The sequence below is a fragment of the Novosphingobium gossypii genome (genome assembly GCF_050433305.1).
Taxonomy (GTDB): domain Bacteria; phylum Pseudomonadota; class Alphaproteobacteria; order Sphingomonadales; family Sphingomonadaceae; genus Novosphingobium; species Novosphingobium gossypii.
Genome location: NZ_JBNPXM010000008.1, coordinates 35,778 through 51,016 on the forward strand (window position 1 = coordinate 35,778; position 15,239 = coordinate 51,016).

General features: G+C 66.2%; 14 protein-coding genes. 8 read left to right on the forward strand and 6 right to left on the reverse strand.

The window, feature by feature from the left end; genetic code table 11:
* Positions 1-10 precede the first annotated feature (10 nt).
* From accC to GGR40_RS14995, 4 genes are all read left to right on the forward strand, one after another.
* The gene (gene accC, locus GGR40_RS14980) at positions 11-1,363 is read left to right on the forward strand and encodes an acetyl-CoA carboxylase biotin carboxylase subunit (RefSeq protein WP_429277061.1); all 1,353 of its coding nucleotides are present in this window, start codon (positions 11-13) and stop codon (positions 1,361-1,363) included.
* A gap of 105 nt (positions 1,364-1,468) precedes the next feature.
* Positions 1,469-2,416 (forward strand): acetyl-CoA carboxylase carboxyltransferase subunit alpha, encoded by a 948-nt coding sequence (locus tag GGR40_RS14985; protein ID WP_429277062.1) that lies wholly within the window; start codon positions 1,469-1,471, stop codon positions 2,414-2,416.
* Positions 2,417-2,538: 122 nt separating this feature from the next.
* On the forward strand, positions 2,539-3,027 hold the full coding sequence (locus GGR40_RS14990) for a c-type cytochrome (protein ID WP_429277063.1): 489 nt from the start codon (positions 2,539-2,541) through the stop codon (positions 3,025-3,027).
* A gap of 8 nt (positions 3,028-3,035) precedes the next feature.
* Positions 3,036-3,743 (forward strand): cytochrome b/b6 domain-containing protein, encoded by a 708-nt coding sequence (locus GGR40_RS14995; RefSeq protein WP_429277064.1) that lies wholly within the window; start codon positions 3,036-3,038, stop codon positions 3,741-3,743.
* A gap of 29 nt (positions 3,744-3,772) precedes the next feature.
* Here GGR40_RS14995 and GGR40_RS15000 read toward each other — a convergent pair whose 3' ends face one another.
* Entirely contained in the window at positions 3,773-5,308 is a 1,536-nt protein-coding gene (locus tag GGR40_RS15000; protein ID WP_429277065.1) for an adenosine deaminase family protein, read from the reverse strand.
* A complete protein-coding gene (locus GGR40_RS15005; RefSeq protein ID WP_429277066.1) occupies positions 5,305-6,450 on the reverse strand; it encodes a purine nucleoside permease in 1,146 nt (381 codons plus the stop codon). Before GGR40_RS15005 ends, GGR40_RS15000 begins: the two co-directional genes overlap by 4 nt.
* Positions 6,451-6,704: 254 nt before the next feature.
* On the opposite strand from GGR40_RS15005, the gene GGR40_RS15010 reads away from it, so the two are divergent.
* From GGR40_RS15010 to GGR40_RS15020, 3 genes are all read left to right on the forward strand, one after another.
* Positions 6,705-7,625, forward strand: coding sequence for a LysR family transcriptional regulator (locus GGR40_RS15010; RefSeq protein WP_429277067.1), 921 nt, complete (start codon positions 6,705-6,707; stop codon positions 7,623-7,625).
* Between the two features lie 88 nt (positions 7,626-7,713).
* Positions 7,714-8,247, forward strand: a complete 534-nt coding sequence (locus GGR40_RS15015; RefSeq protein WP_429277068.1) for a phosphoribosyltransferase — start codon at positions 7,714-7,716, stop codon at positions 8,245-8,247.
* A 3-nt stretch (positions 8,248-8,250) separates the two neighbouring features.
* Positions 8,251-8,829, forward strand: a complete 579-nt coding sequence (locus GGR40_RS15020) for an LOG family protein (RefSeq protein WP_429277069.1) — start codon at positions 8,251-8,253, stop codon at positions 8,827-8,829.
* A 51-nt stretch (positions 8,830-8,880) separates the two neighbouring features.
* Here the strand turns inward: GGR40_RS15020 and GGR40_RS15025 are convergent, their stop codons facing one another.
* From GGR40_RS15025 to fumC, 3 genes are all read right to left on the reverse strand, one after another.
* The gene (locus GGR40_RS15025) at positions 8,881-9,891 is read right to left on the reverse strand and encodes an adenosine deaminase (RefSeq protein WP_429277214.1); all 1,011 of its coding nucleotides are present in this window, start codon (positions 9,889-9,891) and stop codon (positions 8,881-8,883) included.
* 79 nt (positions 9,892-9,970) lie between these two features.
* On the reverse strand, positions 9,971-11,335 hold the full coding sequence (locus GGR40_RS15030; RefSeq protein WP_429277215.1) for an NCS2 family permease: 1,365 nt from the start codon (positions 11,333-11,335) through the stop codon (positions 9,971-9,973).
* Between the two features lie 218 nt (positions 11,336-11,553).
* The gene (gene fumC / locus GGR40_RS15035; RefSeq protein WP_429277070.1) at positions 11,554-12,936 is read right to left on the reverse strand and encodes a class II fumarate hydratase; all 1,383 of its coding nucleotides are present in this window, start codon (positions 12,934-12,936) and stop codon (positions 11,554-11,556) included.
* Between the two features lie 194 nt (positions 12,937-13,130).
* Between fumC and GGR40_RS15040 the strand changes: the two genes are divergently transcribed.
* Positions 13,131-14,117, forward strand: coding sequence for an aldo/keto reductase (locus tag GGR40_RS15040; RefSeq protein ID WP_429277071.1), 987 nt, complete (start codon positions 13,131-13,133; stop codon positions 14,115-14,117).
* 19 nt (positions 14,118-14,136) lie between these two features.
* Here GGR40_RS15040 and GGR40_RS15045 read toward each other — a convergent pair whose 3' ends face one another.
* A complete protein-coding gene (locus GGR40_RS15045; RefSeq protein WP_429277072.1) occupies positions 14,137-15,042 on the reverse strand; it encodes a LysR family transcriptional regulator in 906 nt (301 codons plus the stop codon).
* Between the last annotated feature and the right edge of the window lie 197 nt (positions 15,043-15,239).

The window sequence follows — 15,239 nt, forward strand, 5'->3', positions numbered from 1 at the left end:
CGGGACTGACATGGCCATCAAGCGCCTCCTGATTGCCAACCGCGGCGAAATCGCGCTGCGCATCCACCGTGCCGCGCACGAGATGGGCATCGAAACCGTCGCGGTGCACTCCACTGCCGACGCCGACGCGATGCACGTGCGCCTGGCAGACCACGCCGTCTGCATCGGCCCGCCCGCCGCGAAGGACAGCTACCTCAACGTCGCCGCGATCATCTCTGCCGCAGAGATCACGCAGGCGGACGCGATCCACCCCGGCTACGGCTTCTTGTCCGAGAACGCCCGCTTCGCCGAGATCGTCGAGGCTCACGGCATCAAGTGGGTCGGTCCCAAGCCCGAGCACATCCGCACGATGGGCGACAAGGTAGAGGCCAAGCGCACCGCAGGGGCCCTCGGCCTGCCACTGGTCCCCGGTTCGGACGGCGCGATCGAGGACTTTGCCGAGGCGCGCGAGCTGGCCGCGAAGATCGGCTACCCGGTCATCATCAAGGCGGCATCGGGCGGCGGCGGTCGCGGCATGAAGGTCGTGAACAGCGCTGAGGAACTGGAAAGCCAGATGGGCCAGGCCCGTTCGGAGGCCAAGGCGGCCTTCGGCGACGCCACGGTCTACATGGAAAAGTACCTCGGCAACCCGCGCCACATCGAATTCCAGGTCTTCGGCGACGGCAACGGCCACGCGGTACATCTGGGTGAGCGCGACTGCTCGCTCCAGCGCCGCCACCAGAAGGTGCTGGAAGAGGCCCCCTCGCCCGTCATCACCCCCGAAGAACGCGACCGCATGGGCGGCGTCGTCTCCAAGGCGATGGCTGACATGGGCTACCGCGGCGCGGGCACGATCGAGTTCCTCTGGGAGAACGGCGAGTTCTACTTCATCGAGATGAACACCCGTCTGCAGGTGGAGCATCCGGTGACGGAGGCCATCACCGGCGTCGATCTCGTGCGTGAACAGATCCGCGTCGCCGATGGCCAGCCGCTGTCGTTCCGCCAGGAAGAGATCGAGTTCAAGGGCCACGCCATCGAATGCCGCATCAACGCGGAAGACCCGTGGAACTTCACCCCTTCGCCGGGGCAGGTCACGGGCTACCACGCGGCAGGCGGCATGAACGTGCGCGTAGATAGCGGGCTCTATGCCGGCTACCGCATCCCGCCCTACTACGATTCGATGATCGGCAAGCTGATCGTCTCGGGCCGCACCCGCGAAGGCGCGATCATGCGCCTGAAGCGCGCGCTGGGCGAAATGGTGATCGAGGGCGTCAAGACCTCGATCCCGCTGCATCAGGCGCTGCTGGAAGACCCCGAGTTCAACAGCGGCGATTACACGATCAAGTGGCTGGAAGACTGGCTGGCCAAGCGGGCGGCTGACTAAGTTACGGTATGGGGCGGGCGCAGCGCTTTCCCCATACTCGAATTGAAGTGAAGCATTGTGGTATCGGACGGGCACCGTTCCGCCGACGACACGGACTGGAAGATCATGATTTCGTTCCTCGATTTTGAAAAGCCGATCGCCGAGCTGGAAGCGCGCATCGCCGAACTGCGCGCCACCGCCGACGGCAGCGACCTCGACATCGAGAGCGAGATCGAAAAGCTGCAGAAGAAGAGCAGCGGCATGCTGGAGGCGACTTACGGCAAGCTGTCGCCCTGGCAGAAGACGCAGGTGGCCCGCCACCCGCAGCGCCCGCACTTCGTCGATTACCTGCGCCTGATCTTCACCGATTTCGTGGCGCTGGGCGGTGACCGCCTGTACGGTGAGGATGCCGCGATCATCGGCGGTCTTGCCACGCTGGACGGGCGCAAGGTCGTAGTCATCGGCCACGAAAAGGGCCACGACACGGCGACCCGCATCAAGCACAACTTCGGCATGGCCAAGCCCGAAGGCTATCGCAAGGCGATCCGCCTGATGGAAATGGCCAGCAAGTTCGGCCTGCCGGTCGTCACGCTGGTCGACACCGCAGGCGCCTTCCCCGGCGTTGAGGCCGAGGAACGCGGCCAGGCCGAAGCCATTGCCCGCTCGACCGAAGCCTGCCTGGCGCTGGGCGTGCCGATGGTGGCGGTGATCGTCGGCGAAGGCGGTTCGGGCGGCGCGGTGGCCATCGCTGCGGCCAACACCGTGCTGATGCTGGAGCATTCGGTCTACTCGGTGATCTCTCCGGAAGGCGCATCTTCGATCCTGTGGCGCACGCCCGACAAGGCCGCCGATGCCGCCACCGCCATGAAGGTGACGGCACAGGACCTGCTGGGCCTGAAGGTCATAGACGGCATCATTCCCGAACCCGTTGGCGGTGCTCACCGCGACCCTGCCGCCACCGCCCGCGCGCTGGCCGATGCGGTCGGCCACGAACTGGATGCGCTGGGCAAGCGGTCCAGCGCCGAGTTGGTGCGCCAGCGCGAAGACCGCTTCCTGGCGATCGGTTCGCTGTAAGCCGATCATCGTCCCGGACGCGATCCGGGACGATTTCGCGAACGGGACTTTGCCCGAAGCGCCCAACCTGTGTTAGCCACATGGCGTCCTCGAATCCCAAAACAGATCAGGATCGACACACCATGACGCTTACCAGGAAGCTTTCGCTTGCAGTCCTCGGCATGTCCGCCGCCGTGGTCGACGTGACCGGCACGATGGCCGCCACCGCATCTGCCGCCCCGTCGCCCGCCGCTGCCGCGATCGCCACCCGCCAGGCCAATTTCAAGAAGATGGGCGGCGCGATGAAGGCGCTGAAGGACCAGCTGGCCAGCGGCACCATCGACAAGGCAAAGGCCGTCGGCGCCGCGCGGACTCTGGCCGCGACGGGCCGTGCGCAGGGCAGGCTGTTCCCCAACGGTTCGGGCGCATCGTCCGGGATCAAGACCGGCGCGCTGCCTGCCGTCTGGAGCAACCGTACTCAGTTCGACGCCGCGCTGAAGGCCTATGTCGTGCAGGCCGACAAGCTGGTCGCCGTTGCAGGCACCGGCAACGCCGCCGCGATCGGCGCACAGTTCAAGGCGGTGGGCGGCACCTGCGCCGCCTGCCACAAGCAGTTCCGCGCCGACGACTGAGGCCCGCAATGGCAACCCGCTCCGCGCCCGTCTCGGCGCCTGCCCCGGCACCCGTCTGGGATCCGGCCATCCGCCTGTTCCACTGGCTGCTGGTAGCGCTCATCGCCTTTTCGTGGTGGAGCGGGGAGCAGCATGACCTGGAACGCCATCGCCTGTCCGGTTATGGCATCCTCGCGCTGCTGGTGTTCCGCGTCTACTGGGGCTTCTTCGGCCCGGCCCCTGCGCGCTTTTCCAGCTTTGTGCGAGGGCCGCGCGTGGTGCTCGCCTACCTGAAGAGCCTTGGCAGCCGTCACGGCCCCCATGCCGACGGCCACAACCCGCTCGGCGGGTGGAGCGTGATCGCCATGCTGCTGGCGGTGAGCGCGATGGTGGCGGCCGGGCTGTTTTCCAGCGACATCGACATGCTCTACGATGGCCCGCTGGCCACTTATCTGACGTTCGACCAGTCATCCGCAGCAGCGGACCTGCATTCCACGATCTTCAACGTCGTGCTAGCCCTGGTGGGGCTGCATGTCGTCGCGGTGCTGTTCTACCTTGTATGGAAACGGCAGAACCTGGTGCTTCCGATGCTGACGGGTCGGCGTGCGGGCGCCGAGGGTAACGCGGCGAACCGGCGCTGGTCGCCGGTTCGTGCGCTGGTGGGCATCGCCATCGCCGTCGCATTCGCCTGGGCGGTTTCCACCGGCTTCCAGTTCGGCAACGCGCCGGCATACTGACGGGCAAATGCGCCGCCGCAGCGGGAAACTCAGTTCCCCGCTGCGGCCCGTTCGGGCCTGAACCGGTCTAGCGATTGCTCGAACCGGATGAAGTTGGTTTCGAGACGCGCCTGCAGGCGGGCCTTCTCGTTTCTGGCAAGGAACGCCTTGCAGGCGCCAGCGGCGAAGTCCGAGGCGCACGGGGTCACTGGCTGGCCATAGCGGTCGCCTGCCCACAGGCTCTCGCCGGGCGCGAAGGAATATTCCAGGCTGTTGCGCGCCAGTTCCTTGAGATCGGCGTAGCGCAGACCCTGCTGCTGCACGGCGCGGAGATGTTCGTTGGTCATGTCCGAACGCAGAATGCCCTCGTCGTCGGTGGACAGCATCACCGGCACCCCCATCGAGCGGTAGAGATGCAGCGGATGCACCCCGCCCTCCACGCCCAGGATCACCGCATTGCTGGTGAGGTTGATCTCCACCGCCACCCCCTCGCGCGCCATGCGGGCGAGCGTCTCGGGCGCATCGACTTCATACGCGATGCCCACGCCGTGGCCGATGCGCCGCGCGCCTGCGGCCACCGCCTTGCCGATGTGATCCTCCAGATCCTTTGGCGGCACCAGTCCCAGCGCCAGTTCGCCTGCGTGCATGGTGACCTTGACGCCGGGATACTTCGCTTCGAGGAAGCGGAACATCGCCATGTGCAGGTCGTAGTCGCGCAAGGCGACGGGATCGTCCTCGGGCATGACGATGTTGACGCCGACGTAGCGCGGGTCCCTGTCCGCCAGCACGAACCCGGCCAGCATCGATCGCCACGCCACCTGCGGCGGCAGTCCGCGCATGGCCGAATAGAGATAGCGCATCGCCACCCCGCAGCCCGCATCGGCGGCCTTCGTCCCGCAGCCAAGGCGCTGCTTCGCGGCGGCTTCCTCGGCATCGACTTCGGCCATGGCCGGGGCGACCAGCGCCTGAGCCGCGGGCAGGTCGCGCCGGTAGGCAACGGCAAGGCCCTGCTCGTCCAGCGGCGCATCGGGGGCAGACAGCATGAACGGCGTCGTGCTGTCCGGATTGTGCATCAGTTCGACGTAGAGCAGGTTGTTGCGCCCCGCGCTGGCAAAAGCATCGGCAAGCCAGCGCGCGTCCTCTCCATCGGCGGCGGGGCCGAACTTGCGGAAGCTGGAGAAGAACTGGTTGTGCCCCGAGACCAGTGCCGGGCCGATGCCCTTCTGGAAGCCGCGCGTCGAAATCGCGTCGATCAGCTTTGCATACGTGAACGGATCCTTCTCGGCCATCGGGCCGATCTGGAGCGCGGCGGGGCATGGCCCCGGCACGATGCGGGTGATCCCGGCGTCGGCGCACATCCCTTTGGCAGCGGCGACTTTCAGGATATCCTCGGCATAGGCCGACCCGCCCAGGTGATTGTGCAGGTCGCCGCCCTTGGGCATCGCCTGCAGGAACACGCGCAGTCGACCGGCGTTGCCCGCAACTTCGTCCAGCATGGCGGACGCCGCCGCCTCGTCCGCATGGGCAGGGGATGCCAGCAGAGGCAGCGTCAGCGTCGTCAGCAGCGTGGAAAGCAGGCGTTTCACTCGACAGGTGCCTTGGGGATCGCGTTCTCGTACTTGTCCCAGTGTTTCAGCAGTTCGTGGACGACCGGCGCGCCGACCAGATAGTTCGCCTCGAACGCGGCCTTCTGGCCCGCACCTTCGTTGGCAACGCTGTCGACGGCGGAGACGCCCGGCGGCGGCATCGAGGGGTTCGAGCCGGTGCGCAGCACCATCACCCGGTCGGGATCAACCAGACCCTGCTTGGCCGCGATCAGGATCGAGCCCTGCTGGATCTGGCTTTCCATGTTGGTCATCGCGAAGCGGCCCTTGCCGCCGGTCCACAGCTTCACCCAGTCGCGCGCCCACTGCGTCCGGCCGGGGCCGTGCCAGTAGCGCATCCCGCCCAGCGTCTCGCCCAGCAGCACGAACGGCGGCTTCTGCGCATTGGGCCAACCCTTCCAGCGGGCACGGTCGGCCTGCAGTTCGGGCGAATCCGGGATCTTCACGTCCTTGCTGAGACCATAGGCCCAGTAGGCCAGTCCCTGGTTCAGCTCCGCCGACATCGCCAGCTTGCGCGTGTCGGTGAAGCCGGCGAAGTCCTCGGTCGCCTTGGGCAGCATGTTGGGCCGGTCGGCGCCGATGGCGAACAGGCCATAGGGCCAGTCCTTGGGCACCTCGCGGTCGTCGAACTCGCGCAACTTGTCGGCATCGACCACCCAGCGCGACCAGGCCGCACTGCCCACCGAGGCAAGCTGCGGATCGACGCCGGAAATGCCGGTGAACAGCCAGTACGTCTTCGTGAAATCGAAGCGCGGGTCCATCAGCAGCGCGGTCAGCTGGTCGGAAACGCTGCCTATCATCGTGTCTGGGCTGCCCCAGACGATGCCGTAGAGGCCGTCCCTGTTGCGCAGCAGCGGGTGCAGTGTGCCCTTGACCGGGATCACCTCGTCGAGATGCTCGCGCTCGGCCCAGGCCTGGAACTCTCCGGGGGCGTCGCCCTTGTCCTCGCCCGGCTCGAAAGTGGCGACGACGATGACCTTGACCGGAATCGGCGTGACTTTGGGCAGTTCCGGTAACGGCGGCTCTGCCGCCACGGCAGCGGGGGCGAGCATTCCCGCAACGGCGGCAAGCGCCAGCGCACGCAGGGAAGCCCGAAAGGGCCGGCCGGATCGAATCGCAGTCATGTCTAAGTCAAACCCCGAAAAAATGGGGGCGCCCCCGCGCCCGGCCTGATGGATCTACCCGGCACCGGCGCGCCCCTTACCGAAAGTGCGCCTGCGCCGATCCACGACTACCCTGTAGGGAGAAATCGGGAAATCGTGTTCGGCGGTTCGCACCTTTCGGCCTTGCTAACGGTGGTAGGGCGCGGGAGATAGTGCTAGCAAACTCAACAAACATCACAGCCCGTTGCAAAAATTAGAGCAGGTCAGATTTCGCGATGCCCGCCTTCTCCCGTTTCCTGCGCTATTTCATGGTCGTCGGTCGCCACGGCTCGATCCGCAAGGCGGCGGATGAGCTGAACGTGTCGGCCTCTGCCATCGCGCGCCAGATCCTCAACGTCGAGACGGACATCGGCACCCCGCTGTTCGAGCGCCTGCCCACGGGCCTGCGCCTGACCGCTGCCGGAGAGGTCATGATGGCAGCGGGCAACCGCTGGCAGAAGAACATGCAGGACGTGCGCGCCCAGATAGAGGATCTGCGCGGGTTGAAACGCGGCCACGTGGATTTTGCCATCATCGACCCGCTTGCCAAGGGCTACATCCCCGCCGTCGTCCGCTCCATCCAGCAGCGCCACCCCGGCATCACGGTGGGGGTGAAGGTCGGCTCCAACGACGACGTGCGCAAGGCCGTGGCCGACGGCGAGGCCGACTTCGGCATCCTGTTCGAGCCGCACAGCTATCGCGACCTGACCGTGCGCGCTTTTGTGGAAGTGGCGCTGGGCTTCGTGACACCGCCCGGCCATCCATTGGCCGCCCAGCGCGAGGCGCGCTTCTCCGCCGCCACGGGCGAACCGCTGATCGTGCCTGCCGACAGCCTTGCCACCGGACAGCAGATCGCCGTGCTGGCCGGGGCCACCGGGATGGACATGCGCTGCGTCGCCACTTGCGACAACATCCAGATGATCGCGTCGCTGGTGCAGGAAGGCGCAGGTACCGGCATCCTTTCGTCGCTTGACGTCATCACCGAAGTGAAGCGCGGCGAAGTGGCGTTCACGCGCATCTCGGACGCGCTGCTTCGGCCGATGACGCTGGCCTTGTGCACCAACACGGCGCGTACGCCGTCTTACGCGGCCAGCCTTGTCCTGTCGGAAATCGAGAACGGGTTCGCCGGGCTCAGCTACGCCGAATCGACGCTGTAGGCGCGTGCGGGGCCAAGGGTTGCCCTTGCAGCCTTGTGCCCCTATCGGCACACCTTTCCCTACATCGCCGAACCAGGATTCGCTCCGTATGAGCCACACCGAAGAACCGCAACTGCACTACCTCGAATATTACGAGGAGTTCCTCGCCAAGGTGCGCCAGCTTTCGCGCAAGGTGCATGAGGGCGCATGGCAGCCCGAATTCATCATCGGCGTGGGTCGCGGCGGTCTGGTTCCTGCGGTCTACATCTCGCACCAGCTGGATGTGCCGATGCTTTCGATCGACCACTCGGCCAAGGTTCCCGGCTTTGCCGACGAACTGCTGGGCAAGGTCGCCGGGATGAGCGCGGAAGGCCGACGCCTGCTGTTCGTGGACGACATCAACGACAGCGGCGGCACCATCGAATACATCCGCAACCTTCTGGGCGACAACGGCTGCGACGCCGACAACCTGCGCTTCGCTGTGCTCATCAACAACACCCGGTCCAAGGCAGTGGCCGAACTCTACGTCGATGCCATCGACCGGGACGAGGACAAGCGCTGGTTCGTGTTCCCTTGGGAATCGGTCAGCACGAAGGATGCGATCGTCGAAGAGGCCCGCTCCGTTCCCGAGCGGCTGGGCTGAACCATGCGGATCTGCGTCTACCTGGGCTCTTCCGCCGGCGTTAACCCTCTCTACCGCGAAGCCGCGCACGAATTCGGCACCCTGCTGGCAAAGCGCGGCATCGGTCTGGTCTACGGCGGCGGCATGGTCGGCCTGATGGGCGTGGTCGCCGACGCGGTCTGCGCGGCGGGCGGCGAAGTCATCGGCGTCATCCCCGAAGCCCTGCGCGCACGCGAACACGACCATCAGGGCATCACCGAACTGCACGTCGTCAAGACCATGCACCAGCGCAAGGCGATGATGGCGAACCTCTCGGACGGCTTCGTCACCCTGCCCGGCGGCATCGGCACCTTCGAGGAAATGTTCGAGGCATGGTGCTGGACCCAGCTGGGCTACCACAACAAGCCGGTCGGGCTGCTGGACGTCAACGGGTTCTACACGGGCCTGCGCCAGTTTATCGACAACGTGGTGGAGGAAGGCTTCCTCCAGCCCCGCCACCGCGCAATGCTGATCGTCGAGAAAGACCCCGAAACGATGATCGACCGCATCGTCAACTTCGTGCCGCCTGAAAACGAACACTGGCTGGGCGCGCAGGACGTTTGAGGCGGGGTAAGGAGTAACGTCGTCCCGGACTAGATCCGGGACGACGTGGAACTATGCCGCTGCGTAGGCGTCCAGCTTTTCCAGATGCCGTTCCACCACCTCGGGCGGCAGGAACGATCCGGTGAAGCTGTTGCGCGCCAGCGTCACCAGATCGGCGCGCGACAGGCCCCTCGCTTTGGCGACGGCGCGGTAGTTGTCCGCCACATAGCCGCCGAAATAGGCGGGATCGTCAGAGTTGACGGTGGCCTTCAGGCCCTGCGCCAGCATCCGGTCGAGCGGATGGTCGGCAAGGTCGTTAACCACGCGCAGCTTGAGGTTGGACAGCGGGCATACCGTCAGCGTCATGCCCTCTGCCGCCAGTCGCGCCACCAGCGCGTCGTCTTCCAGCGCGCGATTGCCGTGGTCAATGCGATCGACGCCCAAAAGGTCGAGCGCTTCGTGCACGTAGGCGGGCGGACCTTCCTCCCCGGCATGGGCGGTGATCTTCAGGCCCTTGTCACGCGCCGCCGCGAACACACGGGCGAACTTGGCGGGCGGGTGGCCGACTTCGGAACTGTCCAGCCCCACTGCCGCGATGCGGTCCAGCCACGGCTCGGCCAGCGCCAGCGTAGCGAAGGCGGCCTCTTCCGACAGGTGACGCAGGAACGAGAGGATCAGCTGCGAGGTCAGGCCGTATTCCACTTCCGCCTCGGCCATGGCGGAGAGCAGCCCCTCGATAACCTCCTCGAACGCGATGCCGCGATCGGTGTGGGTCTGAGGATCGAACATGATCTCCGCGTGGACCACTCCGTCCGCCGCAGCCCGCGCGAAGTAGGCCATTGCCAGATCGTGGAAATCCGCACGGGTGCGCAGCACGTCCGCGCCCGCATAGTAGATGTCCAGAAAGTCCTGCAGGTTGGAAAAGTCGTAAGCCGCGCGCACTTCTTCTACGGAAGCATAGGGAATGGAAACGGCATTGCGCTGCGCCAGTGCGAACATCAGCTCGGGTTCGAGGCTACCCTCGATGTGGAGATGGAGTTCGGCCTTCGGCAGGCCGGCGATAAATTGGTCGAGATCGGTCATGGTCATGGTCATGCCCATATCGCCAGCCGATGGGCTTTCGACAAGCCTCGCCTGACCCGATCGAGGGATACGGCGGGCGTCAGGCCCCGCCCATCCACACGAAACGGGCGACGAACAGCAGCGCCAGCACTAGCACGAACCCATCCTTGCGCGTGATCGTACCGCGTGCAATCTTGAGCAGGACGTGCGCCGTGATGCCGAACGCCAGCCCGTTGGCGATGGAGAAGGTCAGCGGAATCATCGCCACCGTCAGGAATGCGGGGATGGCCGCCAGCGGGTCTTCCCATTCCACTTCGGTCAGCGGCAGCAGCATCAGACCGCCGACGATGATGAGCGCCGGAGCGGTCGCCGCCAGCGGGATCATCTGCGCATAAGGCGCCACGAACATCGTCGCCAGGAACAGCACGCCGGTGACGACCGAAGTCAGGCCGGTGCGCCCGCCCTCCTGCACGCCAGCGGCGCTTTCGACGTAGCTGGTCACGGTGCTGGTGCCCGCCACCGAGCCCACCATGGTTGCGACCGCATCGGTGACGAGGATGTGGTTCAGGCGCGGAATGCGCCCTGCCGCATCCATCAGCCCGGCCCGCTTGGTCACGGCGACAAGGGTGCCGATATTGTCGAACAGGTCGACGAACAGGAACACGAACAGCACCTCGACCAGGCCAAGGCCATGCTTGCCCGAAAGACCGAAGACACCGCCAAGGTCCAGCTGGAACGCGGTGCCGGTCAGCGCCGCAAGCGAATAGGGTTCAGGGTTCACCGTCACCATACCGGCCAGCCAGCCGACCACGGAGGTCGCCACGATGCCGACCAGCATCGCCCCGCGCACCTTCCACACCGACAGCGCGCCGATCACCACCAGCCCGAACAGCGCAAGCGCCGCACCGGGGGCCTTGAGGTCTCCCAGCGCCACGAATGTCGCCGGATTGGCAACGACGATGCCCGCTCCCTTCAGCCCGATGAAGCCGATGAACATGCCGATGCCGCCGGCCACTGCCGCGAAGAGGTACGGCGGGATCGAATTGACGATGAGCTGGCGCACGCCCGTCAGCGTAAGCAGCAGGAACGCGACGCCCGAAATGAAGACGCAGCCCAGCGCCACCTGCCACGGCACGCCCATCTGCTGCACCACGGTGAAGCTGAAATAGGCGTTGAGGCCCATGCCCGGCGCCAGTGCCAGCGGCGTGTTGGCCACGAATCCCATCAGGATCGATGCGAAGGCCGCCGCAAAGCAGGTTGCCGCCGCCACCGAGGCGACCGGCATCCCTGCGCTGCCCAGGATCGCCGGATTGACCAGCACGATATAGGCCATCGTCAGGAACGTGGTCACGCCCGCCAGAACTTCCGTGCGCACGGTGGTGCCGCGCGCGGTAAGCGCGAATTGGCGGTCCAGCCTGCCGGTGGGCATCACCTCTGCGCCATCGACAGTCGTTGCAGTCTGCATAGTCACGCCCGCTCCCCCTTGCCGCGACAAGCGACGTGAAATCCGAAAAAAGTGCGCCCCGCCCCGGCGGCGGCAGAATCGGCGCCCGCTCTGCACGATCCTGCACCGGATTTCCAACCCTGTCATACCTGCGACCGGGAACAAATCGTCCCGCCCTGCCGACGGGACTTCGCCACGCTCAACCTGAGCAAAGTCCCTCCGGCAGGGCCACGTTACCCTCAAACCATCATTTCGGGGCGCACCACGCGATCGAAGGTCGCTTCGTCCACCAGCCCCAGTTCCAGTGCCGCCTCCTTCAGCGTCTGGCCCTGCGCATGTGCGTGCTTGGCGATCTTGGCGGCATTGTCGTAGCCGATCTCGGGCGCGAGCGCCGTCACCAGCATCAGCGAGCGGTCGAGCAGTTCGGCGATGCGGGCGCGGTTAGGCTCGATCCCGTCGACGCAGCGTTCGGCGAAGCTTTCCATGCCGACCGAGAGCAGGTCGATGGAGCGGATCACCGCCGCGCCGATCAGCGGCTTGAACACGTTCAGCTCGAACGCGCCCTGCAGGCCGCCCACGGTGGCCGCCTGGTGGTTGCCGATGACCTGCGCCGACACCATCGTCAGCATCTCGCATTGGGTGGGATTGACCTTGCCAGGCATGATCGAGCTGCCCGGCTCGTTCGCGGGCAGGTCCAGTTCGCCGAGGCCCGATCGCGGCCCGGAACCCAGCCAGCGGATGTCGTTGGCGATCTTGGTCAGCGCCACCGCCAGCGTCGCCAGCGTGGAGGACAGGTGCACCAGCGGGTCGTTGGACGCCAGCGCCTCGAACTTGTTCTCGGCCGGGCGGAACGGCAGGCCGGTGAGGCTGGCCAGTTCCTGCGCCACGTCCACGTCGAAACCCGGCGCCGCATTCAGCCCAGTGCCGACGGCAGTGCCGCCCTGCGCCAGCGCGGTCATGCCGTGCGACACCGCCGGTTCGATACGCTTGCGGCTGCGGTAGATCTGGTGGACGTAGCCGGAAAACTCCTGCCCCAGCGTCACCGGCGTAGCGTCCTGCAGGTGCGTGCGACCGATCTTCACGATGTCCTTCCACGCCTGCGCCTTGGCATCCAGCGATGCATGCAGCCGGTCGATCGCGGGATAGAGCCGGTCGGTCACCGCCCGCGCCGCCGCCACATGCAGCGCGGTGGGGAAGCTGTCGTTGGATGACTGGCCCATGTTTACATGATCGTTGGGATGGACCGGAGACTTGCCGCCACGCGTGCCCGTCAGGATTTCGTTGGCGCGGCCCGCGATCACCTCGTTGACGTTCATGTTGGACTGCGTGCCCGAACCGGTCTGCCAGATCACCAGCGGGAACTGGTCGTCCAGCTTGCCCGAGACGACTTCCTGCGCGGCGGCCTCTATGGCGTCGGCGATCTTGCCGTCCAGCCCGTGCTTGCGGTTCACCCGCGCCGCCGCCTGCTTCACCAGCGCCAGTGCATGAACGATGGCGATCGGCATGCGCTCGGTGTCGCCAAAGGGGAAATTCTCGATGCTGCGCTGGGTCTGGGCACCCCAGTAAGCGGTTGCCGGGACGTCGATCTCACCGATGCTGTCGGATTCGCGGCGTGTTTCCATGGACCTTGGACCTCCTTCGCTCATGCAATGTCGTTGGCAGGATAGATAGGGTGCCGCCAAGCCATGTCCATCGCTATTGCGACTTACTTGCACACATCAGTGTGCAATCTCTGCAAGTGCCGCGCGCCGCACGCGCTTGACTGCTCCCGCGATTTGCCCGACCTGACGGTTTCCTCCCGGATACAGGATCTGCCATGACCAATCGCCTTCTCGCCGGTCGCGAAGTCGCCCCCATCGGCCTCGGATGCATGAACGTCGCCTGGGCCTATGGCGCGCCGCCGCCCCGCGAGGATGCGGTGGCCCTGTTCCGCCACGCGCTGGACGGCGGGTGCGACCACTTCGACACCGCCAACATCTATGGCATGGGCGTCAGCGAGGAAATCCTGCGCGAGGCTATCATGGACCGGCGCAAGGAGTTCCTGTTGGCCACCAAGACCGGCATCGTCATCGACGGCGACCGGCGCGGGACCGACTGCAGCCCGGCTGCGATCACCGCGTCCATCGACGCCAGCCTGAAGCGGCTGGGCACCGACCATGTCGACCTGTTCTACATGCACCGCCTGGACCGCGACACGCCGATCGCGGAGTCGGTAGGGGCGATGGCGCGGCTGATCGAAGCGGGCAAGATCGGCGCCTATGGCGTTTCCGAATGGTCGAGCGCGCACATCCGCGAGGCCCATGCCGTGCACCCGATGGCGGCGGTGCAGACCGAATACTCATTGTGGACCCGCAACGTCGAGCTGGGCGTGCTGGACACCACGCGCGAACTGGGCATCGCGCTCGTCGCGTTCTCGCCGGTGGGACGCGGCGCGCTGTGCGGCGACATCACCGCGCCCGAGGCGCTGGGCGGCAAGGACATCCGCCTGTCGATGCCCCGCTTTTCGCCCGAACACTGGCCCGCGAACCTGGCCCTGATCGAACAGCTGGCGGCGCTTGCGGCAGAGGCCGGGGCCACCCCCGCGCAGCTGTCGCTGGCCTGGGTGCTGGCGCAGGGCGAACATCTTCACGCCATCCCCGGCACCCGTTCCGCCGCCCACTTCGACCAGAACCACGCCACCCTGACGCTGGACATCGCCCCCGACGTGATCGCCCGCGCCGGAGAGATCATCAACCAGCAGACCGTCAGCGGCCACCGCTACTCGCAGTCGATGAACGCCTCCATCGACACCGAGGATTACTGAGGGCGCACAAACTTCAGCCTTACCCCAGCGGCTTCATCTCGCGGATCAGGTCGATCAGCAGGCGCAGGCCGCGGGGCACCTGGCGGCGGCTGGAATAATAGATAAAGAACCCCGGCCCCGGCGAGGCCCATTCCTCCAGCACTGCGCGCAGCGAACCGTCAGCCAGCAGCGATGCGATCGCCGGTTCCGCCGCGTACATCAGGCCCATGCCGTCCAGCGCCAGCGCCCGGCTGACGCTGCCGTTGTCGACGATTACGCCGCCCGGCACCGCCAGCGCCAGCGTCTCCTCGCCCCGGTCGAAGTCCCAGTTGTACATGCGCCCGTTGCCCAGCCGCAGGCGGATGCACTGGTGGTGCATCAGGTCTTGCGGGTGCTGCGGCACGCCGTGGCGTTCCAGGTAGGACGGCGCGCCCGCCACCACCCAGCGGAAATCGGGCGACAGGCGCTGGGCGATCATGTCCTCGGGCACGGTGCCACCATAGCGGATGCCGGCATCGAACCCCGCCTCGATCACGTCCACCATCGCATTGTCGACGCTGATGTCCAGCTCCACATCGGGATAGCGGGCCACGAACTGGGGCAGCACCGGCGCCAGCAGCCGCATCGCCGCCTCGTCAGGCACGTTGAGGCGTACCCGCCCGGTGGGCGCATCGCGGTGCAGGTTCAGCAGGTCTTCCGCCTCGTGGATCGCCGCGAAGGGATCGCGAATGGCAGCCTGCAGATCTTCGCCGGCCGCCGTCAGCGTGACCGAACGATTGGTGCGGTTGACCAGCCGCACCTTGAGCCGCTCCTCCAGCCCCCGCAGCGAATGGCTGAGCGCAGAGGCGCTGACACCCAACTCCGTCGCTGCCTTGCGAAAATTGCGGTGACGCGCGATAGCCAGGAAATAGCTGAGATCGGCAAGGTCGGAACGCCGGAACGGCATTGGTGTGGGGCCTCGATTGCAGGGATACGGCCTTGTAGAACGGCGGGCCCGGTTGTCCAAGCGGCTATGAAGCCGTCATCCCGACCAAGCCAAGATGGCGCGTGCAGCCCTGTCCGTTTGCCATCTTCAACCGACAGAACAGGGCAACGCACAACGCCGCCATACCGACAACGCTTGATCGCTCCTCCATCCCCTGT